The sequence below is a fragment of the Streptomyces graminofaciens genome (assembly GCF_030294945.1).
In the GTDB taxonomy this organism is placed as follows: Bacteria; Actinomycetota; Actinomycetes; order Streptomycetales; family Streptomycetaceae; genus Streptomyces; species Streptomyces graminofaciens.
In genome coordinates this window covers 3,957,609-3,978,643 of sequence record NZ_AP018448.1, presented here as the reverse complement: position 1 = coordinate 3,978,643, position 21,035 = coordinate 3,957,609, and the positions used below count along the sequence as shown (strand labels likewise).

Annotated in this window: 17 protein-coding genes and 2 pseudogenes; 10 read left to right on the top strand and 9 right to left on the bottom strand. The window is 71.9% G+C overall.

Translation table 11 applies throughout. From position 1 onward, the window contains the following. Positions 1–34: 34 nt before the first annotated feature. Positions 35–1,834 carry a polyprenyl diphosphate synthase gene (gene uppS, locus SGFS_RS16985; RefSeq protein WP_286251194.1) on the top strand — a complete coding sequence of 600 codons (1,800 nt, stop codon included), beginning with the start codon at positions 35–37 and terminating at the stop codon, positions 1,832–1,834. A gap of 348 nt (positions 1,835–2,182) precedes the next feature. On the opposite strand, the gene SGFS_RS16980 is transcribed toward uppS, so the two are convergent. Both SGFS_RS16980 and SGFS_RS16975 read right to left on the bottom strand, forming a co-directional pair. Then, positions 2,183–3,082, bottom strand: a complete 900-nt coding sequence (locus SGFS_RS16980; protein ID WP_286251192.1) for an NAD(+)/NADH kinase — start codon at positions 3,080–3,082, stop codon at positions 2,183–2,185. Beyond that, a complete protein-coding gene (locus tag SGFS_RS16975; RefSeq protein WP_286251191.1) occupies positions 3,079–4,194 on the bottom strand; it encodes an SPFH domain-containing protein in 1,116 nt (371 codons plus the stop codon). The genes SGFS_RS16980 and SGFS_RS16975 overlap by 4 nt, the downstream gene beginning before the upstream one ends. A 151-nt stretch (positions 4,195–4,345) precedes the next feature. Between SGFS_RS16975 and SGFS_RS16970 the strand changes: the two genes are divergently transcribed. After that, entirely contained in the window at positions 4,346–5,569 is a 1,224-nt protein-coding gene (locus tag SGFS_RS16970) for an arginine deiminase (RefSeq protein WP_286251190.1), read from the top strand. Between the two features lie 116 nt (positions 5,570–5,685). Further along, complete coding sequence (gene argF / locus SGFS_RS16965; RefSeq protein WP_286251188.1) at positions 5,686–6,693, top strand: ornithine carbamoyltransferase; 1,008 nt, start codon at positions 5,686–5,688, stop codon at positions 6,691–6,693. A 36-nt stretch (positions 6,694–6,729) separates the two neighbouring features. Here argF and SGFS_RS16960 read toward each other — a convergent pair whose 3' ends face one another. Further along, positions 6,730–7,191 carry an ATP-binding protein gene (locus tag SGFS_RS16960; protein ID WP_286251186.1) on the bottom strand — a complete coding sequence of 154 codons (462 nt, stop codon included), beginning with the start codon at positions 7,189–7,191 and terminating at the stop codon, positions 6,730–6,732. A gap of 345 nt (positions 7,192–7,536) precedes the next feature. On the opposite strand from SGFS_RS16960, the gene SGFS_RS16955 reads away from it, so the two are divergent. Further along, positions 7,537–8,364, top strand: coding sequence for an enoyl-CoA hydratase family protein (locus SGFS_RS16955; RefSeq protein ID WP_286251185.1), 828 nt, complete (start codon positions 7,537–7,539; stop codon positions 8,362–8,364). Then, complete coding sequence (locus tag SGFS_RS16950; RefSeq protein WP_286251184.1) at positions 8,349–10,733, top strand: bifunctional salicylyl-CoA 5-hydroxylase/oxidoreductase; 2,385 nt, start codon at positions 8,349–8,351, stop codon at positions 10,731–10,733. Before SGFS_RS16955 ends, SGFS_RS16950 begins: the two co-directional genes overlap by 16 nt. Positions 10,734–10,955: 222 nt before the next feature. Here SGFS_RS16950 and SGFS_RS16945 read toward each other — a convergent pair. Continuing rightward, positions 10,956–11,162 (bottom strand): annotated as a pseudogene (locus SGFS_RS16945) (adenylyl-sulfate kinase); the annotation flags it as partial. A gap of 83 nt (positions 11,163–11,245) precedes the next feature. Here SGFS_RS16945 and SGFS_RS16940 point away from each other — a divergent pair. Then, positions 11,246–11,587: pseudogene (locus tag SGFS_RS16940) on the top strand (IS200/IS605 family accessory protein TnpB-related protein); the annotation flags it as partial. Between the two features lie 10 nt (positions 11,588–11,597). Here SGFS_RS16940 and SGFS_RS16935 read toward each other — a convergent pair. Next, positions 11,598–12,419 carry a PaaX family transcriptional regulator gene (locus SGFS_RS16935; protein WP_286251183.1) on the bottom strand — a complete coding sequence of 274 codons (822 nt, stop codon included), beginning with the start codon at positions 12,417–12,419 and terminating at the stop codon, positions 11,598–11,600. 42 nt (positions 12,420–12,461) lie between these two features. Continuing rightward, a complete protein-coding gene (locus tag SGFS_RS16930) occupies positions 12,462–14,060 on the bottom strand; it encodes an AMP-binding protein (protein ID WP_286251182.1) in 1,599 nt (532 codons plus the stop codon). 130 nt (positions 14,061–14,190) lie between these two features. On the opposite strand from SGFS_RS16930, the gene SGFS_RS16925 reads away from it, so the two are divergent. Together SGFS_RS16925 and SGFS_RS16920 are read left to right on the top strand one after the other, a co-directional pair. Beyond that, entirely contained in the window at positions 14,191–15,306 is a 1,116-nt protein-coding gene (locus SGFS_RS16925; RefSeq protein WP_286251181.1) for an acyl-CoA dehydrogenase family protein, read from the top strand. Beyond that, positions 15,303–15,704 (top strand): RidA family protein, encoded by a 402-nt coding sequence (locus SGFS_RS16920; RefSeq protein ID WP_286251179.1) that lies wholly within the window; start codon positions 15,303–15,305, stop codon positions 15,702–15,704. Before SGFS_RS16925 ends, SGFS_RS16920 begins: the two co-directional genes overlap by 4 nt. Before the next feature lie 12 nt (positions 15,705–15,716). Here SGFS_RS16920 and SGFS_RS16915 read toward each other — a convergent pair whose 3' ends face one another. After that, positions 15,717–15,905 carry a DUF5999 family protein gene (locus SGFS_RS16915; RefSeq protein WP_286251178.1) on the bottom strand — a complete coding sequence of 63 codons (189 nt, stop codon included), beginning with the start codon at positions 15,903–15,905 and terminating at the stop codon, positions 15,717–15,719. A gap of 267 nt (positions 15,906–16,172) precedes the next feature. Here SGFS_RS16915 and SGFS_RS16910 point away from each other — a divergent pair, with 267 nt between their 5' ends. Continuing rightward, a complete protein-coding gene (locus SGFS_RS16910) occupies positions 16,173–16,610 on the top strand; it encodes a DUF6299 family protein (protein WP_286251177.1) in 438 nt (145 codons plus the stop codon). 70 nt (positions 16,611–16,680) lie between these two features. Here the strand turns inward: SGFS_RS16910 and SGFS_RS16905 are convergent, their stop codons facing one another. Both SGFS_RS16905 and SGFS_RS16900 read right to left on the bottom strand, forming a co-directional pair. Continuing rightward, entirely contained in the window at positions 16,681–17,481 is an 801-nt protein-coding gene (locus tag SGFS_RS16905; protein ID WP_286251176.1) for a carbonic anhydrase, read from the bottom strand. A 144-nt stretch (positions 17,482–17,625) separates the two neighbouring features. Beyond that, entirely contained in the window at positions 17,626–18,798 is a 1,173-nt protein-coding gene (locus SGFS_RS16900) for a PucR family transcriptional regulator (RefSeq protein ID WP_286251175.1), read from the bottom strand. Between the two features lie 253 nt (positions 18,799–19,051). Between SGFS_RS16900 and SGFS_RS16895 the strand changes: the two genes are divergently transcribed. Then, positions 19,052–20,902, top strand: coding sequence for an FAD-binding dehydrogenase (locus SGFS_RS16895; RefSeq protein ID WP_286251173.1), 1,851 nt, complete (start codon positions 19,052–19,054; stop codon positions 20,900–20,902). Positions 20,903–21,035 lie beyond the last annotated feature (133 nt).

The window sequence follows — 21,035 nt, the reverse complement described above, 5'->3', positions numbered from 1 at the left end:
ATCGGTCTCAGTTCGAAGGTATGAGGGGTTCCCCTTGCGTCGCACCACAGCGCGGTCCGGGCCGAAAGCGTCGGCGGTCGACGCCGCCTACGAGGAGTGCCGCAGTCTGGTCCGGCGGACCAGGCCCACCGAGCACGCCCTGATGGACCTGATGCCGCCGTCCGTACGACCGGCGTGCTGGGCCATGTACGCCGCCTTCGCCCACGCCGACGACCTGCTCGACTTCTCCGACGAGACTCCCCAGGAGCGGGGCAACCAGCTCCGGGAATGGCGGGCCGCGCTGGAGGCCGACCTGGCGAGCGGGACCAGCGACGACCCGATCCGCCTGGCCCTGACCGACGCGGTGCGGCGCTGGGGGCTGGACCTCGGCGATCTGCTCGGCGCGCTGGACGCGGTGCAGCAGGACGACGGCCGCGAGGGCGTCGCGACCTGGCAGGAGTGGCGGGAGCGCGCCCACGCCCAGAACGTCAGCTGGCCCGAACAGCTCATGCGGATACTGGCGCGCTGTGGCATGCCCGTGCCCGTGCGCCTGAGGGACCTGCCCGGCTTCACCCGCTTCGTGGAGGGCCTGTTCCTCACCGACATGCTCCGCGACCTCCCCGAGGACCTCGACGGCGGGCATGTGTGGCTCCCGACCGAGGTGCTCGAACGCTTCGATGTCACCCCGGCCGACCTGATCGCCCGCCGGTGGACCCCCGCCGTCCGGGAGCTGATCACCCACCTCGCCGGCGAGGCGCGAGCCTGGCTGGACGCGGCGCGCCGGGCCCTGCGGAGCACGCTGCCGCTGGGGCCCGCGATCGTCCTGGACACCACCGTCGACCTGTTCGGCGCCGAACTGGACGCGATCGTGCGGGCCGGAGGCGACGCACTGAGCCGACCGGTACGCGTCCCCCGCCACAAGCAGTGGCGGATCCTCGGCCCGTCCCGCGCCCGGGCCGCGGTGGTCTGGCGGCTGACCCTGCCGCCCGAGACGGTCGCGGCGGACAAGCCGTCCGCCGTGGACATCCCGGAGGACACCCCCGAGTGGCAGCCGGTGCCGGTCGCCGACCCGCCGCTGCCGCCGCGCCCGCACCGCGACGGCGTACGCCCGCCCGAGATAGCGGCCGCCCTGCTGCCGCACCATGTGGCGATCGTCATGGACGGCAACGGCCGCTGGGCCACCGCGCTCGGTCTGCCGCGCGACGAGGGCCACCGCGCCGGAGCGGTCGCGTTGCGCGATGTCGTCCAGGGCGCCCTGGAGATCGGCCTCCAGCACCTCACGGTCTACGCCTTCTCCACCGAGAACTGGAAGCGCTCGCCCGACGAGGTCGCCAAGCTCTTCGCGATCATGCGCGCCGAACTGCTCGACGGCGAACTGCTCCAGCACGACGTACGGCTGCGCTGGGTGGGCTCCCCCGACGGGCTCCCCGAGGACGTGGTGGAGGTCCTGCGCCGCCAGGAGCACGCCACCCGGCACCGCACGGGCCTCACCCTCAATGTCTGTGTCAACTACGGCGGCCGCGCCGAACTCGCCCGAGCGGGCGCGTCGTTGGCCCGTGCGTCGTTGGCCGGCGAGATCGACCCGGGCCGCGTCTCCGAGCAGCTCTTCGCGAGTCATCTGCCCCACCACGCCATGCCCGACGTCGACCTGATGTGGCGTACCAGCGGCGAGCTGCGCGTGTCCAACTTCCTTCCCTGGCACGCGCATTACGCCGAGCTGTACTTCACCGACGAGCCCTGGCCGGAGGTCGACCGGCGTGGGCTGTGGGAGGCCATCGAGGCCTACACCCACAGGAAGCGCCGCAAGGGGGCCTCGACCGCGCCCGTCGTCCAGGCGCGCCACGACGAGCTCTGACACCGCCGACTCAGGAGGCCGGCTTCCGGCGCCGTAGCGCAGCGCGTACGCCGCCGGAGGCCGAGCAGTCCGACCACCGCCGTCGCGGCGAACCAGCCGAGCCATAGGCCGAGTCGACCGACCGGGACCGCTCCCGTGCCCCCGGCGCCGATGGCCGACTGCGTCGCCCCGTACGACGGCGGGAACAGCACCAGGCCGCTGTCGGCGCCCGTGCCGCAGACGGGGCTCAGATCGGCTGAACTGTTGATCGTCTCGGTCATCGCGGTGTCGACGACGGGCCCGGCGAGTGGGCAACGGCCGGTCGCCGGGCGGCCACGGCCGTCTGCCGACCCGCACCGGGCCCGGGCGTCAGCCCACCAGCCGCAGCCGGACCCCCGCCACCCCCACCTCCACCGTCTGCCCCCAGGTCAGCTCCAGCGCGTCGCCCTCCATGCCGTCCCCGAAGGCGATGAGGCGGTCCGACTCGACGGTGAGCCGCAGCCGGGCGGACGCCTCCAGCCGGCCCGCCACCAGGGACGTTCCCGTCGCGGGGGAGGGCCAGGCCTCGCGTACGAACCACAGCAGACTGGTCTCGGTGGCGCCTGGCAGGGGCAGCCCGCTCGACCGCTCCTGCCACACGGACCGGATCCAGCCGCTCGCCCCGGTGCCGGTGCCGACCAGGACCCCCGACGAGGCCTGGGGCTCGACGGCACCCCTGTCGCCGTCGAGCCCCAGGTGGTACCGGGCGGTCTGGTGTCCGGCCGCGCCGAGGTAGATCTCGTTGAGGGCGACGATCCGCTGGGTGTCGTCGGCGACGGCCTCGACCATGGTCAACTCGTCGACCCGGCTTCGCTGTTCGAGCGCGGAGGCGAGCAACTTGCCCGCGTGCTCCGGGCGATGGCGGACCAGGACCCCCGGATTGCGCCCGGTGTCGGTGTTGATCCCCACCACCGGCTGCCCCGCGAGGTACTTGGCGACATTGGCCACCAGCCCGTCCTGCCCGACGACGACCACGACGTCCTCGGGGGCGAACAGGAACCGGTCCAGGTCCCGCCGCTCGACGCGGGCCTGACGCCAGGTCAGCGGGACCGTGGAGGTCACCTCGGCGAGCACCCGCCGATCGCGGTGGTGCCGTTCGGCGACCTCCTCGATGTCCCGCCCCCGGGAGCGCAGAAAGAAGGCGGCCTGGCCGTGCGTGCCGTGCCGGGCCACCAACTCCTCGTACTCCGTGATGCGATGGACCAGCACGACCCTGGGCGCGAGACTCACGCGGAGTCTCCGGCCGCGCCCCCGCCGCCCAGCCTGGCCAGCAGCCCCGTCAGCACGTCCGGCGACACCGTCACGCTCTCGATCCTCGGCAGGTTCTCCGCGAGCCGGGTCCCGGTCAGCGCGTGCAGGGTCGCCGCGTCCACCTCGTCGTGCACCCGCAGCCAGGCCGCCTGGGCCTCGGCCCGCGCCTCGCCGACGGCACGCGAGGCCCTTGCCTCCGCCTCGGCGAGCCGCACCTGGCGGATCGCCTCCGCGTCGGCGAGCTTGACGCTCCGTTCCGCCTCGGCCTCCGCGAGCTTCACGGTCCGCGCGGCCTCCGCCTCGGCCAGCCGTACCGTACGGGCCGCCTCCGCCTTGGCCTTCACCGCGTCGGCGGCGGCGCGCTCCTCGGCCTCACGCCGGGCGTTGGTCCCCCGCTGCTCGACCAACTGCTCCTCACGTCGGGCGAGTTCGATCTGGCTGGCCAGCTCGTTCTCCGCGATGGCCCGCTCCCGCTCGACGGCCACGGCCCGCCGCTCGTACGTAGCCCGGTCGGCCTCCTGCTGGATCTGCTCCCGCGCCGGGGTCCGCAGCGCCCGCTCCACCTCGGGCTCGGGCCGCAGCGCCACCACGCGTACGGCGACGATCTCGATGCCGGTGGCGGGCAGCCGGGGCTCGGCGGCCAGCCCGCTCGCCACCCGCTCCCGGACCGCCGCGACCCCGTCGACCAGGGCCGACGACAGCGACGTACGGGCCAGGACGTCCAGCGCGTGCTGCTGGGCCGTCTCGGTCAGCAGGGTGGAGAGCTGCTCCAGGGGCGCGCCGCGCCAGACGCCAGTGTCGGGGTCGACGGAGAAGTCCAGACGGGCGGCGGCGGTCGCCGGGTCGCTGACCCGGTAGGTCACCGTCGCCTGCACCGCGATGTCCTGGAAGTCGGACGTACGGGCGTGGAAGGTCATCGCCAATTCCCGGTCGTCCACCGGGATCTCGGAGAGCGCGGCGGTCAGCGACCGGTACCAGAAGCTCAGGCCCGGGCCGTCGTGCACGAGCCGCCCGGAGCGGTGGTGGCGGATGTGGGCGGTGGGCGCGCCGCGCAGATGCCGCCAGCCGAGCCGTCTGGTGATGTCGGCCATGGATGATCCCCCTCGCCGGTCCCTCGCGGGATTGTTCGCGTCACTTAGACGATAATGGAGGGCTTCACTTATCGTCAAGAGGACGAGATTGAAGGGTTCGGATCCGGCCGACCGGCGGGTGAACAGGCGCGCGAATGGTCAGGATGAAGGCATGGGATTCCATGTCGACTCCGAGGCCGGGCGGCTGCGCCGCGTCATCCTGCACCGGCCTGACCTAGAGCTCAAAAGGCTCACCCCCAGCAACAAGGACGCGCTGCTCTTCGACGACGTGCTGTGGGTGCGCCGGGCGCGCGCCGAGCACGACGGCTTCGCGGACGTGCTGCGCGACCGGGGAGTCGCCGTCCACCTCTTCGGCGACCTCCTCACCGACGTCCTGCGGATCCCCGTGGCCCGCGAGCTCGTCCTGGACCGGGTCTTCGACGAGAAGGAGTACGGTCCGCTCGCCACGGACCACCTCCGGGCCGCCTTCGAGTCCCTCCCGCTGGCCGGGCTGGTCGAGGCCCTGATCGGCGGTATGACCAAGCGGGAGTTCCTTGAGGCCCACGCGGAACCGGCCTCCGTGCGCTTCCATGTCATGGAGCTGGACGAATTCCTCCTCGACCCGCTCCCCAACCACCTCTTCACCCGCGACACCTCCGCCTGGATCTACGACGGTGTCTCCATCAACGCCATGCGCTGGCCGGCCCGCCAGCGCGAGACGGTCCACTTCGAGGCGATCTACCGCCATCACCCCCTCTTCAGGCGGGAGGTCTTCAACATCTGGTCGGAGGGTCAGGCCGACTACCCCTCCACCATCGAGGGCGGCGACGTCCTGGTCATCGGCAACGGCGCGGTCCTGATCGGCATGAGCGAGCGGACCACGCCCCAGGCCGTGGAGATGCTCGCGCACAAGCTCTTCGCCGCCGGGTCCGCGCAGACGATCGTGGCGCTGGACATGCCGAAGCGGCGGGCCTTCATGCACCTCGACACGGTGATGACCATGGTCGACGGCGACACCTTCACCCAGTACGCCGGGCTCGGCATGCTCCGCTCGTACACCATCGAGCCTGGTGTCGGCGAGAAGGAACTGAAGGTCACCGACCATCCGCCGGAGCACATGCATCGCGCGATCGCCGCCGCGCTGGGGCTGAACGAGGTCCGGGTATTGACCGCCACCCAGGACGTGCACGCGGCCGAACGGGAACAGTGGGACGACGGCTGCAACGTGCTCGCCGTCGAACCGGGTGTCGTCGTCGCCTACGAGCGCAACGCCACCACCAACACGCATCTGCGCAAGCAGGGCATCGAGGTGATCGAGATCCCGGGCAGCGAACTGGGCCGGGGCAGGGGCGGGCCGCGCTGTATGAGCTGTCCGGTGGAACGGGCGGCCGTATAGAAATGTGGGTCATCGTATAGACTTCCATTTGAGTGTGCGTCGGACCTCCGGCGGACCTCTGTCGGACTTCCATCCGTTCGTGCCCCGCCCCTGCCACCGTTGACCTGGAGTGACCCATGGCGACTGTCCCGAACGCCCTCGCCGGGCGCCACTTCCTCAAGGAGCTGGACTTCACCGCGGCGGAGTTCCGCGGTCTGATCGAGTTGGCCGCGGAGCTGAAGGCGGCGAAGAAGGCCGGGACGGAGACCCAGTACCTGCGGGGCCGGAACATCGCGCTGATCTTCGAGAAGACCTCGACGCGTACGCGCTGCGCGTTCGAGGTCGCCGCGGCCGACCAGGGTGCCCGGACCACGTACCTCGACCCGTCGGGCTCGCAGATGGGCCACAAGGAGTCGGTACGGGACACCGCGCGGGTGCTCGGCCGGATGTTCGACGCGATCGAGTACCGCGGGGACAGCCAGGCGAACGTCGAGGAGCTGGCCGCGTACGCCGGGGTGCCGGTCTACAACGGTCTCACCGACGACTGGCACCCCACCCAGATGCTCGCCGACGTCATGACCATGACCGAGCACAGCGATAAGCCGCTCGAAGAGATGGCCTTCGCGTACCTCGGCGACGCCCGCTTCAACATGGGCAACTCCTACCTGGTCACCGGGGCGCTGCTCGGCATGGACGTGCGGATCGTCGCGCCGCAGGCGTACTGGCCGGCGGAGGAGATCGTGGCCCGTGCGCGCAAGCTGGCGGAGGAGAGCGGGGCGCGGATCACGCTCACCGAGCACATCGGGGAAGGGGTCGAAGGGGCGGACTTCGTCGCGACCGATGTCTGGGTCTCGATGGGGGAGCCGAAGGAGGTGTGGCGCGAGCGGATAGGAGCGCTGTCCCCGTACGCCGTGACGATGGACGTCCTGCGCGCCACCGGGAACGCGGACGTGAAGTTCCTGCACTGTCTGCCGGCCTTCCACGACCTCGGCACGAAGGTCGGACGCGAGATCCACGAGGCCCATGGCCTCGACTCCCTGGAGGTCACGGACGAGGTGTTCGAGTCGGCGCACTCGGTGGTCTTCGACGAGGCGGAGAACCGGCTGCATACGATCAAGGCGGTGCTGGTGGCGACGCTGGCGTGAGGGGCGGGTTCCGAGCTCGTCCCTTGTGCGGGAGAGCTACGGACGTCGCTGCGGGGGCACCGTCGGGAGGCGGAACCACACCGCCTTGCCCGAGTCCGTGGGGCGGTGGCCGCAGGACGAGCTGAGGGCTCGGATCAGCAGCAGTCCCCGGCCGTGCTCCTGCCAGGGATCGGGGTGGTCGCAGCCCGGCGCCGTCAGATCCCCCGGCGGTGCCGGATCCGGATCATGCACCTCGACCTTGCAGCCCCCCGGCAGCAGCTCCACCACCAGCTCTATCGGCCCACTCCCCACCGCGTGCTCCACCGCGTTCGCCACCAGCTCCGCCGTGAGCAGCTCCGCGGTGTCGCAGTCGGCCCCGTGCTCCAGCTCCGTCAACGCCGTACGGACCAGCGCGCGGGCCACGGGCACGGCCGCGGCGGTCTGCGGCAGCGCGATGCGCCAGGAGGCGGGGGTGGAGGGTTCTTGCAAGGCAGTGGATCCGTTCATGGAGCAGGTCATCAGCCGTCCTGCTTTCAACGTGAGGAATGGTACGGCGCGAGGCGGCGGAAGCACTCGGCGGGCGTCGTCGCCCGGGCCACTCGGCCCCGCTGTCGCTCCGTGTACCCACCCCAACGCCCCGCCTCGCGCGACCGAGTCCACCGTTACGGCCCTGTCGAGAGCCCGTGACGCAGCCACGCCATCAACCGGCCCGTGCCGATCCGGCGGCCGATCCTCTATCGCGCGGTCGTGACGGTGGTCAGATATCGGTGATAGCTTCTGGAGTGCAAGGAGAACGCACGGAGTAATGGAGTAGTCGCTCGCAGCCGCCACACCGCGGCAGCCCCAGCGAGGAGGCCGCCCGTCATGAGTCCCTTCACCGGCTCCGCCGCACGCACCTCCGACTGGCGCCATGTGAGGTGCGCGATCACCGAGGGCGTCGCCACGGTCACCCTCGCCCGCCCCGAAAAGCTCAACGCGCTCACCTTCGGCGCCTACGCCGACCTGCGCGATCTGCTCGCCGAACTGTCCCGCGAGAAGTCCGTACGGGCACTGGTGCTGGCCGGTGAGGGCCGCGGCTTCTGCTCCGGCGGTGACGTCGACGAGATCATCGGCGCCACCCTCGCCATGGACACCTCCCAGCTCCTCGACTTCAACCGGATGACGGGGCAGGTCGTCCGGGCCGTACGGGAGTGCCCGTTCCCGGTGATCGCCGCCGTGCACGGGGTCGCGGCGGGCGCAGGGGCCGTCCTCGCGCTGGCCGCCGACTTCCGGGTCGCCGACCCCACCGCCCGCTTCTCCTTCCTCTTCACCCGCGTGGGCCTCTCCGGCGGCGACATGGGCGCCGCCTATCTGCTGCCCCGCGTCGTCGGCCTCGGCCACGCCACCCGCCTGCTGATGCTCGGCGAACCGGTGCGCGCCCCCGAGGCCGAGCGGATCGGTCTGATCAGCCAGTTGACGGACGAGGGCGGCGCCGACGAGGCCGCCCGGACCCTGGCCCGCCGCCTGGCCGACGGCCCGGCCCTGGCCCACGCCCAGACGAAGGCCCTCCTCACGGCGGAGCTGGACATGCCCCTGGCCGCCTCCGTCGAACTGGACGCCGCCACCCAGGCCCTGCTGATGAACGGCGAGGACTACGCGGAGTTCCACGCGGCGTTCAAGGAAAAACGCCCTCCCAAATGGAGGGGACGGTGACCGTGACGCCCCAAGGGGCGCGGGGCGGTGTCGACACGCGGCTCCGCCGAGGGGCGCGACCAGCCACGAACAACCAGCAGCCGCACGACGGGACCAGCCGTCCCCACCGCGTCGCGATCATCGGCGGCGGCCCCGGCGGCCTCTACACCGCCGCCCTCCTCAAACGCCTGGACCCGTCCCGCGAAATCACCCTCTGGGAACGCAACGCCCCTGACGACACCTTCGGCTTCGGCGTCGTCCTCTCCGACGAAACCCTCGGCGGCATCGAACACGCCGACCCGGTCGTCCACGAGGCCCTCCAGCAGCACTTCGTCCGCTGGAACGACATAGACATCGTCCACGGAGCCACCCGCCACACCGCCGGAGGCCACGGCTTCGCCGCGCTGGGCCGCCGCCGGCTCCTGCAGATCCTGCACGAGCGCTGCCGCTCCCTCGGCGTCGACCTCCGCTTCCGTACGGAGGCCCCCTACCCGGAGTGGCTCTGCGAGACGTACGACCTGGTCGTCGCGGCGGACGGGGTGGGCAGCGCGACACGCGAGGCGTACGCGGAGGTGTTCCGGCCGGCCGTCGAGGAGCACCGCTGCCGCTACATCTGGCTCGCCGCCGACTTCGCCTTCGAGGCGTTCCGGTTCGAGATCGCCCAAACCGAGCACGGCGTGATGCAGCTGCACGGCTATCCCTACCGGGCGGACGCCTCCACCGTCATCGTGGAGATGCGCGAGGACGTGTGGCGGGCTGCCGGGTTCGAGGGGATGGACGAGCGCGAGTCGGTCGAGCGGTGCGCGAAAATCTTCGCGGACGCGCTCGGCGGACGGCCGCTCAGGTCCAACAAGTCCGCCTGGACCACCTTCCGCACGGTCGTCAACGAGCACTGGTCGCACGGCAATCTGGTACTGCTCGGCGATGCCGCGCACACCGCGCACTTCTCCATCGGCTCCGGTACGAAGCTCGCCGTCGAGGACGCGCTCGCGCTGGCCGCCTGTCTGGAGGAACAGCCGGATCTGGCACGGGCGCTCGCGGCGTACGAGGAGGAGCGGCGCCCTGTCGTCGCGTCCACGCAGCGGGCGGCGCGGGCCAGCCTGGAGTGGTTCGAGAACCTCGGGCTGTATCTGGGCCAGCCTCCCCGGCAGTTCGCCTTCAACCTCCTCACCCGAAGCCGCCGCGTCACGCACGACAACCTCCGGCTGCGGGACGCGCACTTCACCGGGGCCGTGGAGCGCGAGTTCGGCTGCCCGCCCGATACGCCACCGATGTTCACCCCGTTCCGGTTGCGCGGCCTGACCCTGCGCAACCGGGTGGTCGTCTCGCCGATGGACATGTACTCGGCTGTGGACGGCGTCCCCGGGGACTTCCACCTCGTCCATCTGGGCGCGCGTGCCCTCGGTGGCGCCGGGCTGGTGATGACCGAGATGGTGTGCGTCAGCCCGGAGGGGCGGATCACCCCGGGCTGCGCCGGGCTCTGGAACCCCCGGCAGGCGGAGGCCTGGCGCCGGATCGTGAGGTTCGTGCACGCACAGGCGCCGGGCACGGCCGTCGGCCTCCAGCTCGGGCACTCCGGGCGCAAGGGGTCCACCCAGCTGATGTGGGAGGGCATCGACGAGCCCCTGGAGGACGGCAACTGGCCCCTCGTGGCCGCGTCCCCGATCCCGTACAAGCCGGGCAGCCAGACCCCTCGTGAACTCTCCCGCGCCCAACTCACTGACATCCGCGAACAGTTCACCTCCGCAGCGTGGCGGGCCGCCCGCTGCGGCTTCGATCTCCTCGAACTCCACTGTGCGCACGGCTACTTGCTCTCCGGCTTCCTCTCCCCGCTGACGAATCGGCGCACCGACCGGTACGGGGGATCGCTCGACCGGCGGCTGCGCTTCCCGCTCGAAGTCTTCGACGCCGTACGGGCGGTGTGGCCGGAGGAGCGGCCGATGACCGTCCGTGTCTCCGCGACCGACTGGGCCGACGGCGGGACGAGAGCCGAGGACGCCGTCGAGATCGCCCGGGCTTTCGCGGCGCACGGCGCGGACGCCGTGGACGTCTCGACCGGGCAGGTCGTCGCCGAGGAGCGTCCCGAGTACGGGCGCTCGTACCAGACGCCGTTCGCGGACCGGATCCGGCACGAGGTGGGGGTGCCGGTGGTGGCGGTGGGGGCGATCTCTTCGTGGGACGACGTGAACTCGCTGATCCTGGCCGGGCGGACGGATCTGTGCGCGTTGGGGCGGCCGCATCTGTACGACCCGCACTGGACGTTGCACGCGGCGGCGGAACAGGGGTACGAGGGGGCGGGCGTCGGCTGGCCCGCCCAGTACCGGGCGGGCAGTCGGCGTCCGCGTACGGGGCGCACGGACGCGCCGAAGCCACGGCTGACTCTGTCCTAGCTGCGCGAGCGGGGGCCGCGCCGCCAGGCCCGCAGGGGTGAGTTCTTCGACTGCGGGCCGGTGGGGGCTTGTCGCGCGACTCCCCGTGCCCCCTTTCGGGGCAGGGACTGCGGCGCGTACACCAAGAAGAGGATCACCGGCCGCTCGAACTCGCCCGCCACCTCGCGGAGGAATGGACGGCCTCGGATTCGAGGGCGTCCAGGTGGGACAGGGCGTGGACGGTCATACGAGGCCCCGTTCCGCCGGCATCGCGTACACCGACGCGGCCGACTCCTCGGGCGTCTGGTGCTGGGCGGCGAGGACCAGCGCCGGGTCGACCGGCGGCTCGTACGGGTCGTCGACACCGGTCAGGCCCTTGAGCCGGCCGGCGGCCTGACGGGCGTACAGACCCTTCGCGTCACGCTCGCTGCACACCTCGACCGGGGTCGGTTCTCGGTGGTGAACTGACGTTCCTCCATCGAATGCGTGACCTTCATGGGGGGGGCGCTCGTTTCCCATGGCGATGGGTTCTTGAACCCCTCACCACCACGACTCGTAAGACCACTCGCCACGATGCCGCCGCTGTGGCGATCGGAAGGCGCGCCCAGGGACACCCGATCCGGCGACGGACGACACCGCCCCCACTACACCGGAGTGATGCGGTGGGGCATCGGACCGTCCAGGCCGGACCGAGTGTTCCTGGGCGTGAGGAACCCCGCCCCCGCATCCCCGGACCACGGACACGATCCGTGCCGCCCGGCTGCGAAGCGAACGCGGGCAACCAGAACGCCCAACACCGTCCGGGGCGTTCGGCCGAGCACGAGACCTGGCAACAGGACTCACTCCCGCTCAGTCTTCAGGAACGGTTCTCTTAGGTCGACATGCTCACGAGGTGGCAACCCCGGCGAAGACCGCCCCCGCGTCCCGCAGCCGTGCGTGCAGCGCCCGGAAGACGGCCGCCGAGCGGACCCCCGGCCAGTCGGCGGGCAGCAGCGCGGCGGGCAGCCCCGGGTCGGCGTACGGCAGATGACGCCACGAGTCCAGGGCGAGCAGATAGTCGCGGTACGCCTCCTCCTCGGGGGTGTCGGCGCGGCGCTCCCAGTCGCGCAGCACGCGCGCGTGCCGGTCGAGGAACGCCTCGTGCTGCTTGGCGATCCCGGCCAGGTCCCACCACCGCGACACGGCCTCGGCGGTCGCCGCGAACCCCAGGTGCTCGCCCCGGAAGAGATCCACGTACGGGTCGAGCCGCAGCCGGACGAGGGTGTGCCGGGTCTCCTCGTGCAGCCGGGCCGGCGCGATCCACACGCCCGGCGCGGCCGTGCCGAAGCCGAGCCCGGCCAGCCGGGAGCGCAGCACATGCCGCTTCTGCCGCTCCGACTCGGGCACGGAGAACACGGCGAGGACCCAGCCCTCGTCCTGCTCCGGCGCCGGCGCGTAGATCCGCCGGTCGCCGTCGTCGAGGAGTTGCCGGGCGTCGTCCGACAGGGCGTAGCCGGCCGCGCCCGCCTCCGTACGGGCGGGCAGCAGCAGTCCGCGCCGCTTCAGCCGGGAGACCGACGAGCGGACGGAGGGCGCGTCGACACCGATCGCGGCGAGCAGCCGGATCAGCTCGGAGACGGGCACGGGGCCCGGCACCGAACGGCCGTAGGCGCCGTAGAAGGTGACGATGAGCGAACGTGGTGCGTGCTGTTCGGACACATTGATCATTTTAAGTCTTCAGTGTCGCTGCTGATCACTTGAGGTGCGGTATCACCGCTGGTCACTCGCGGTACGAAGGCGGAACCGCTGAAGCTTTCCGGTCGCTGTGCGCGGCAGCGCGTCCAGCAGGACGACCTCGCGGGGACACTTGTACGGCGCCAGCTCCGCCTTCAGGAACGCGCGCAGCGCCTCCGGGTCCCCGGGTGCCCCCGGCCGGACGACCACATACGCCACCACGACCTGACCGCGCGCCTCGTCCGGCCGCCCGACGACCGCCGCCTCCCGCACGTCCGGATGGCGCAGCAGGGCGTCCTCGACCTCGGGGCCGGCGATGTTGTACCCGGCCGAGATGATCATGTCGTCGGCTCGTGCCACGAACCGGAAGTAGCCGTCGGGCTCACGGACATAGGTGTCACCCGTTAGGTTCCAGCCGTCCCGCACATACTCCCGCTGCCGCGGATCCGCCAGATAGCGGCACCCCACGGGGCCGCGGACCGCGAGCAGCCCCTGCTGCCCGTCCGGCACGGGCACCCCGTTCTCGTCCTGCACGCGCGCGTGCCACCCCGGTACGGGCACCCCCGTCGTCCCCGGGCGGATGCCCTCGTCGGCGGCGGAGATGAAGATGTGCAGCAGTTCGGTCGCGCCGATGCCGTTGATGATCCGCAGCCCGGTCCGCTCCCGCCAGGCCTCCCAGGTGGCCGAGGGCAGGTTCTCACCGGCGGAGACGCACCGTCTGAGGGACGAGACGTCGTGCCCGTCCATCTCCCCCAGCATCGCCCGGTACGCCGTCGGCGCCGTGAACAGCACCGACACCCGGTGCCCGGCGATCGCCGGCAGCAACTGCTTCGGACCCGCCTGTTCGAGCAGCAGCGCGCTGGCGCCCGCCCGCATCGGGAAGACGACGAGACCACCGAGCCCGAACGTGAAGCCCAGCGGGGGAGAACCTGCGAAGACGTCGTCCGCCCGGGGCGCCAGCACATGCTTCGAGAAGGTGTCCGCGATCGCCAGCAGATCGCGGTGGAAGTGCATGCACCCCTTCGGCCGACCGGTCGTGCCGGACGTGAACGCGATCAGCGCCACATCGTCGGCCGCCGTCCTGACCGCCTCGTACGGCCCGTGCGGCACCGGCAGATTGAGCAGGTCGTCGGGTGCGTCACCGCCGTACGCGGTGATCCTGAGCCCCGGTACCTCGGCCTTCGCCAGATCGTCCAGTGACCGGATGTCGCACAGCGCGTGCGTCACCCGGGCCAGCTCGCACACCGTCGCCAGCTCGTACGGCCGCGTCTGCGCGAGCACCGTCACCGCGACCGCCCCCGCCTTCAGGACCGCCAGCCAGCACGCGGCCAGCCAGGGCGTGGTCGGGCCGCGCAGCAGCACCCGGTTGCCGGGGACGACGCCGAGGGTGCCGGTCAGGGCATGGGCGATGCCGTCGACGCGGCTGCGCAGCTCGCCGTACGTCCAGCTCTCCCCGGCGGGCGTGTGGAACACGGGCCGGTCCGGGGCGGCCCCTTCGAGCAGTTCGGCAGCGGCGTTGAGCCGGGCCGGGTAGCGCAGCTCGGGGAGGTCGAACGTCAGGTCGGGCCACTGCTCGCGCGGCGGGAGATGGTCGCGAGCGAAGGTGTCCGTGTGGGCGCTGACCCCGAGATTCATGACGTTCCGCCCCCTGTCGTGGTGGGCTCGCATGTCGTAGGTGCTCGCTCCAGGAGCGTAGCGCGTTGGTGACGGCGGTCAACAGTGCGCGATAACGTGGAGGCGACCCGACGGGCCGGAGAGGACGGCGATGACCGCATTCTCGCTCGAACCGGAACAACTCGCCTGGGGTGCCGAGCTGCGCGCCCTGGCCGCCCAACAGCTGCGCCCGCTCGCCGAGAAGGGCGAACCGGGCCGCGTCAACCGCCCCCTCGTCACCGAACTCGGCCGACTCGGTCTGCTGCGCCGCCTGTTCACCTCGGGCGCGCTCGACCTGTGCCTGATGCGAGAGTCCCTGGCGTACGCCTGCACGGAGGCCGAGACCGCGCTCGCCCTCCAGGGCCTGGGCGCCCATCCGGTGCACGCGTACGGCGCCGAGGAGCTGCGCGCCCGCTGGCTCCCCCGGGTGACCGAGGGCAGCGCGGTGGCGGCGTTCGCGCTCAGCGAGCCGGGGGCGGGCTCGGACGCGGCGGCCCTGTCGCTGACGGCGGAAGCCGACGGGACGGGCCGCTGGCGGCTGACCGGCGAGAAGTGCTGGATCTCCAACGCCCCCGAGGCCGACTGCTACACGGTGTTCGCCCGGACGACCTCCGGCGCGGGCGCCTGGGGCGTGACCGCCTTCCTCGTCCCCGCCGACCGCCCCGGCCTCACCGGCGCCCCGCTCGACATGCTCTCCCCGCACCCGATCGGCACGCTCGCCTTCGACGCCGTACCCGTCACGACGGCCGACGTCCTCGGCGAACCCGACCGGGGTTTCCGGGTCGCCATGGGCACCCTCAATCTGTTCCGCCCGAGTGTCGGCGCCTTCGCGGTCGGGATGGCCCAGGCCGCGCTGGACGCGACGCTCGCGCACACCTCGGAGCGCGAAGCGTTCGGCGGCAGGCTGCGGGACCTGCAGACGGTGGCCCACCAGGTCGCCGAGATGGCGATGCGCACGGAGGCGGCCCGGCTCATGGTCCACGCGGCGGCGACGGCGTACGACCAGGGCGACCCGGAGGTGCCGAAACGGGCCGCGATGGCGAAGCTGCTGGCCACGGAGACCGCGCAGTACGTCGTCGACGCGGCCGTCCAGCTGCACGGGGCGCGGGCGCTGAAGCGCGGGCACCTGCTGGAGCACCTCTACCGCGAGGTGCGGGCGCCGCGTATCTACGAGGGGGCCAGCGAGGTGCAACGGGCCATCATCGCGAAGGAGTTGTACGCCCGATGAGCGGTGTGGAGCGGGTGAATCCCGCCGAACTGTCGCCGCCGACCGGCTTCTCGCACGCCGTGGTCGCGAGCGGCAGCCGGGTGGTCTTCCTCGCCGGGCAGACCGCGCTCGACGGGGACGGCATAGTCGTGGGGGACACGCTGGAGGAGCAGTTCGAGCGGGCGCTCGGCAATCTGCTGACCGCGCTGGCGGCCGCCGGAGGCACTCCGGCCGACCTCGCCAGGGTCACGGTCTACGCCACGGACGTCGCCGAGTACCGGGCTCGTGCGCCTCGACTCGGGCGGATCTGGCAGCGGTTGGCGGGGCGGGACTATCCCGCGATGGCGGTGATCGGCGCCGTACGGCTCTGGGACGAGCGGGCGCTGGTGGAGCTGGACGGGTTCGCGGTGCTGCCGTAGCCCGTGAGGGTGTCAGGCGGCGACGGCGATACGGCTCGGCGCGACGACGCTGCCGTCGGGGAGGAGCTCACCGGTGTCGTCGAAGACGATCGCCCCGTTGCACAGCAGGTTCCAGCCCTGCTCGGGGTGGAAGGCGACGATGTGCGCGGCGTCGCGGTCGGGGCTGGTGGCCGAAGGGCACAGGGGCTGGTGGGAACACATGGCGGGCCTCCACGTCGTTGTGAGTGCCGGCGGCTGTCGCCGCCTCGCACTACAGACGATGCCCGCGTCCGGAACTCGTCGAAAGGCGTGGCGGCGAGCCGTGACAGCACCCGGACGTGTTGTGACAGGACGCGGACACATCGGGGGACGTGGAGGTGGGGACGTACGGGAGACGGCCGAGGCGACGCGCCGTCTAAGGAGTGGTGATCACCTGTCCGGGAGGGCGCGGCCGGTACCTCTGGAGCCCCAGCTCAAGGAGGTAATCCGATGTCCCGTTCCCGTATTCCCCAGGCCCTCGGTGCGGCCCTCGGCGCCGCGCTGCTGCTGCTCGCCGCCGCACCGGCCGCCGTGGCCAAGCCCGAGCCGTCCGAGGGGGTGACCGTCCACTCCCCGGGCCTTGTCGCCGAGGACGGCCCCGTCATGGTCTCCGGCACCTACCGCTGTGTCGGCGGCGGCAGTGTCGCCGTCTCGCCCTCGCTCCAGCATGCGGACCAGCGATCCCGCAAGGGAGCCGGCGGGAGCCGGGCGGTCTGCGACGGCGCCGAGCACTCCTCGACCGACACGGACGATGCGGTGACCAGCCGCCACCGGCGGGGTCCGGCCCGGGGGAAGGTCACGTTCGTGGAGGTCTCCACCAGCGGCGGCTCGCAGCTGTCCGACGTCCACTCGGTGCGCCAGCGGGACACCACCCCCGTCGAGGACTGAGCCGCGGCGGCACTGAGGCGGCCCCGGTGGAGGTTGTGCTCCGGGGCCGCCTTCCCCTTGCCGGGGTCCGCTACTTGAGCAGATGCACGCGCTGGGTGGTCAGCTCGTAGCGGGCGCCGACGATGGCGACCTCGCCCGCCTTCACCTTCGCGGCGAGGTCCGGCTCGGCGGCGAGGCGGGACCGGACGAGGCGGACGTTCGCGTCGATGGTCGCGTCGACCCGGGCGTCGCCGTCCACGCTGTGGTCGATGGCCGGGGTGATCTGGTCGGCCACGTACTGGATGTGGGCCGGGAGCCTGTCACCGGTCCTGTCCGCCTGCACGGCGGCCTTCACGGCGCCGCAGGACTGGTGGCCGAGCACCAGCACCAGGGGGATGTCCAGTTCGAGGACGCCGTACGCGACGGAGCCGAGGACGGCCTCGTCCAGCACCTCACCGGCGCTGCGGACGGTCATCAGGTCACCGAGGCCCTGGTCGAAGACCAGCTCCGGGGGGACGCGGGAGTCGATGCAGCTGAGGATCAGGGCGAAGGGGTGCTGACCGGTCGTCAGGGCCTTGCGGACCGCGGCACCCTCGTTGGGGTGCTGCTGGTGGAGGGTGCGCCAGCGGCGGTTGCCCTTCGACAGCTCCTTGAGCGCCTGGTCGGGCGTGCTCGGCCGGGTGGGGACCGGGGCGGAGTGGCGGGCACGGCCGGTGGTCGCGGCGGCCGGGACGGTGCCGACGGCGAGACCGGTGCCGAGGACGGCGGTGCCGGTCAGCGCGGCGCGCAGGAGCGAGCGCCGGGCGCGGGGTGTCGCACTGGGTATGGGGGCGACGGAGGAGTCGGTCGGCTCGGAGCCACCGGCTCTGTGTGGGGCTACGTCAGAGTTCACGCGGAGGAACGTATGTCCGGGCTAAACGCTCAAACGTTCAAGATACGGAATCATGGACGATCGTTGATCAATCATGGTCAGTCGTTGAATCGTTCTTGGCCAACCTGAAGAAAGCTTTTGGCCAACTGGACGGCTGTCGTTCGCCTAGGACGTCGGAGTCGAGCGCAGCCACGTCGTCAGGGCCCACCACCAGTGCAGGGTGGTGAGTGTTCCCGAGGGGCCGTCGAGCGCTCCGTCGGTGAGGGGTTCGCCGGTGATCTGCTGGAGCCGGGCGAGGCGGTAGCGAACGGTGTTGGGGTGGGTGAACAGCGCCGTCGAGGTGCGGTCGAGGCGGCGGCCGTGGTCGAGGAACGCCACGGCGGTGAGCGCGAGTTGCCGGTGGAAGTCGTCCGCCGGATCGAGGCCGCCGAGGAGCCGGTCGCTCAAGTGCGCGCCCAGCAGGGGATGGTCGGCCAGGGCGATCTCGCCGGCCAGATCGGTCAACTCGCGCAACCCGGGCGGTCCCTGACGGCCATTCACCTCCAACGCCCGGACGCAGAGCCGGTACAGCGGGCGGAGCCGGTCCGGCGCGGCGGCCGGGGAGGCGATGACGAGAGCGGAGAGGCCGGGGATCTCCTCGGTGTCCGGCAGCCGGGGGCACAGGCCCACCAGGCGGTCGTCGAGCAGCGCGAAGACACCGGGGAGAGTGGAGGAGAGCCGGGCGGTGAGGGCGCGGGTCCCTTCGCCGGGTTCCGCGACCAGGCAGTGGTACGGGCTCTCGGGGCGGATGCCCACCCGGGTCAGTTCCGCCCGGGTCGGGATCTCGCCGGGCGTTCCCATGAGCAACCGGCGCAGCAGCCGCGCCCGGCTCTCGCCCGGCCCGCGCGGCGCGCCCAGCTCCGCCGCGCGGTAACCGTTGACGACATGGCGCTCCACGGCGTCGCCGTACTCCTTCAGCCGCAGTACGACGGTGAGGAGCGCGGCGTCGGAGACCCCGGCGGAGCGGCAGCGGTCGAGGGTGATCTCCACGACCCGGGTGAGGGCGGCCTGGACCCCGCGCAGTACGGCGGTCATCGGGATGCCCTGGCCCGCGCGGTCGGCGCCGAGCAACAGGGCGGCGGCGAAGTCCTGTTCGTCGACCCGGTCGAAGGTGGAGAACCAGGCCTCGGCGGCGCGGACCAGGGCGGTGACGTGGGAGCGGGTCTCCGGCTCGCTCAGCCGGGCCAGTTCGGGGGAGCGGGAGCGGGCCGTGCGGGTCAGCTCGGCGCACACGTCCGCGTCGGCTGCCATCGCTCGCAGGACTCCGGTGACCGGCTCGCCCTCGTGAACGACAGTCATGGGCCCCTCTTTCTGTCCCGTCCCGTCCTGTCCTGTCCGGCCCCGTCCGCCCTGTCCGACACCGTTCCGATCCGTCCCCGGCGCTGTATCCGGGCCACAACGAGGAGTGCGCCGCGTTGACGCCCGGCCACTACCCCGGTGGTGTGACGGACTGGTTTCCTAGTGGGCTACCGACGGTAACAGCGCAGGTGTCGCAGGAACAGCCCCCCACCCCTCGCGTACCCCCCTGCTCCCCGGAAGGCAGTCCCCACCCATGCCCATCTCCTTGGAGAACTCCGCCGCGAACACGGCGAACGCCGGGACCTCTGTGAACGCCGCGAACTCCGCGTCCCCGGACGGGATCAGCCGCCGTGGCGCGCTGACCGTGGCGGGCGGTGCCCTGGCGGGTGTCGCTCTCGCCGCGCAGGCCACCTCGGCCTTCGCCGCGGGGGCCTCGTACGACGCGGACGCGATCGTCGTCGGCCATGGGCTCGCCGGACTGGTCGCCACGGCCGAACTCGCGGCGGCGGGCCGCAAGGTGCTGCTCCTCGACCAGGAACCCGAGGCGAGCCTCGGCGGCCAGGCCTTCTGGTCCTTCGGCGGGCTGTTCCTCGTGGACTCCGACGAGCAGCGGCTCATGGGCGTCAAGGACTCCCACGAACTCGCCTGGCAGGACTGGCTGGGCACGGCCGGCTTCGACCGGGGCATCGACGACCCCTCCGGCCAGGACTACTGGGCGTACAAGTGGGCCGAGGCGTATGTGGACTTCGCCTCCGGCGAGAAGCGGTCCTGGCTCGCCGGGCTCGGCGTGCAGTGGTTCCCCGTCGTCGGCTGGGCCGAGCGCGGCGGCGGCCTCGCGGACGGGCACGGCAACTCCGTACCCCGCTTCCATGTCACCTGGGGCACGGGCCCGGCCGTGGTCGAGCCGTTCGAGAAGAAGGTGCGGGCCGCGAAGGCGGACGGCAAGGTCACCTTCAAGTTCCGGCACCGCGTCGACGGCATCGTGACGACCGGCGGCGCCGTCAGCGGCGTACGCGGCGCGATCCTGGAGCCGAGCAGTGTGTCGCGCGGCAAGCCCAGCTCCCGCACGGTCGTGGGCGAGTTCGAGCTGCGCGCCCCCGTGGTGATCGTCACCTCCGGCGGCATCGGCGCCAACCACGACCTCGTACGGCAGAACTGGCCCGCCCGCCTCGGCACCGCCCCCAAGTCCATGATCACCGGAGTACCGGCGCACGTGGACGGCCGTATGCTCGCGATCACCGAGAAGGCGGGCGGCCGGATCGTCAACCCCGACCGGATGTGGCACTACACCGAGGGCCTCAGGAACTACGACCCGATCTGGCCCGGCCACGGCATTCGCATCCTGCCCGGCCCGTCCTCGATGTGGTTCGACGCGAAGGGCCGCCGCTTCAACACGCCGGACATCCCCGGCTACGACACCCTGCACACCCTGAAGACGATCACCGACACCGGTTACGACTACTCGTGGTTCGTGACCACGCAGAAGATCCTCGCCAAGGAGTTCGCGCTCTCCGGCTCCGAGCAGAACCCGGACCTCACCGAGAAGAACATCTGGATGCTGCTCTCGCGCATCTGGCAGACCCCGGAGCCGATCGAGAAGTTCAAGAAGAACGGCGTGGACTTCGTCGTGGCGTCGAGCCTGTCCGAACTGGTCCGGGGCATGAACAAGCTGACGGGTGAGAGCCTGATCGACCTCAACGACCTGCAACGGCAGATCGAGGCCCGGGACCGCGAGATCGCCAACCCGTACACCAAGGACGTCCAGGTCATGGGCATCCGCAACGCCCTCGCCTATCCCGGTGACACGCTCAGCCGCACGGCGTCCGCCCACAGGATCCTGGACACGAGCGCCCACCCGTTGATCGCCGTACGCCTCAACATCCTCACCCGCAAGACTCTGGGTGGCCTCCAGACCGACCTCTCGGGACGCGTCCTCGACGCCTCCGGCAACCCGATCCCCGGTCTCTACGCGGCCGGTGAGGTCGCGGGCTTCGGCGGGGGCGGGGTCCATGGATACCGGTCCCTGGAGGGCACCTTCCTCGGCGGCTGTCTGTTCTCCGGGCGGCGGACGGGGAAGGCGGCGGCGGAGGCCACGGCTTCCTGAGCCGCCCGAAAGCCGCCCGAAAGCCGCCCGACACTGTCCGACAGCCCCACGGAAGCCCTCCGAATGCCGGTGTAGGAGCCGTCCACCGGCCTGCGCGCCGTGCGGACGGGACCACGAGCCCGTCCGCACGGCA

What these genes read in the sequence shown, in the direction of transcription:
- SGFS_RS16895 (WP_286251173.1), top strand. Translation starts at nt 19,052, where the DNA reads ATGCCCATCTCCTTGGAGAACTCCGCCGCGAACACGGCGAACGCCGGG.
- SGFS_RS16925 (WP_286251181.1), top strand. Translation starts at nt 14,191, where the DNA reads ATGACCGCATTCTCGCTCGAACCGGAACAACTCGCCTGGGGTGCCGAG.
- SGFS_RS16960 (WP_286251186.1), bottom strand. Translation starts at nt 7,191, where the DNA reads ATGACCTGCTCCATGAACGGATCCACTGCCTTGCAAGAACCCTCCACC.
- argF (WP_286251188.1), top strand. Translation starts at nt 5,686, where the DNA reads ATGGCGACTGTCCCGAACGCCCTCGCCGGGCGCCACTTCCTCAAGGAG.
- SGFS_RS16970 (WP_286251190.1), top strand. Translation starts at nt 4,346, where the DNA reads ATGGGATTCCATGTCGACTCCGAGGCCGGGCGGCTGCGCCGCGTCATC.
- SGFS_RS16935 (WP_286251183.1), bottom strand. Translation starts at nt 12,419, where the DNA reads ATGATCAATGTGTCCGAACAGCACGCACCACGTTCGCTCATCGTCACC.
- SGFS_RS16900 (WP_286251175.1), bottom strand. Translation starts at nt 18,798, where the DNA reads ATGACTGTCGTTCACGAGGGCGAGCCGGTCACCGGAGTCCTGCGAGCG.
- SGFS_RS16955 (WP_286251185.1), top strand. Translation starts at nt 7,537, where the DNA reads ATGAGTCCCTTCACCGGCTCCGCCGCACGCACCTCCGACTGGCGCCAT.
- SGFS_RS16920 (WP_286251179.1), top strand. Translation starts at nt 15,303, where the DNA reads ATGAGCGGTGTGGAGCGGGTGAATCCCGCCGAACTGTCGCCGCCGACC.
- SGFS_RS16915 (WP_286251178.1), bottom strand. Translation starts at nt 15,905, where the DNA reads ATGTGTTCCCACCAGCCCCTGTGCCCTTCGGCCACCAGCCCCGACCGC.
- SGFS_RS16975 (WP_286251191.1), bottom strand. Translation starts at nt 4,194, where the DNA reads ATGGCCGACATCACCAGACGGCTCGGCTGGCGGCATCTGCGCGGCGCG.
- SGFS_RS16910 (WP_286251177.1), top strand. Translation starts at nt 16,173, where the DNA reads ATGTCCCGTTCCCGTATTCCCCAGGCCCTCGGTGCGGCCCTCGGCGCC.
- SGFS_RS16930 (WP_286251182.1), bottom strand. Translation starts at nt 14,060, where the DNA reads ATGAATCTCGGGGTCAGCGCCCACACGGACACCTTCGCTCGCGACCAT.
- SGFS_RS16950 (WP_286251184.1), top strand. Translation starts at nt 8,349, where the DNA reads ATGGAGGGGACGGTGACCGTGACGCCCCAAGGGGCGCGGGGCGGTGTC.